Origin of the sequence: Pauljensenia sp. UMB3104 (genome assembly GCF_030217285.1) — a bacterium.
Taxonomy (GTDB): domain Bacteria; phylum Actinomycetota; class Actinomycetes; order Actinomycetales; family Actinomycetaceae; genus Pauljensenia.
Genome location: NZ_JASONN010000239.1, coordinates 1 through 287, shown reverse-complemented (window position 1 = coordinate 287; position 287 = coordinate 1). Strand labels below are relative to the sequence as shown.

Genomic DNA, 287 nt, shown 5'->3' with positions numbered 1-287 from the left:
CGATGACTCGCCCCTGGCGGCGATCGACTTGCACGACCCGGCTGACGGCCTGTGGTTCTACCGCCACGTCTTCACCGAGAGCGAGGGTAGCGTTGGCCCCGACGGTCGGTACATGTACCACGTTGAGATCCCATTGATGGAGATCTCTGGGGCGTGGAGTGACCAGGGTGGCGTCGGCGGAGTCATCGACAATCCCTACCTGCTCGCGTGGGACTACGGGCTCAACCCCTCCGAGCCGGTGAGCCTCGACCTGCCCATCTCCGACGACAACGAGACGGCCTCGTGCA

1 protein-coding gene is annotated in these 287 nt (G+C 64.8%); it reads left to right on the top strand.

What is annotated here, in order from left to right; genetic code table 11:
• Positions 1–287: hypothetical protein (locus QP415_RS11540; protein ID WP_285100175.1), on the top strand; the 287-nt coding region annotated here is incomplete at both ends.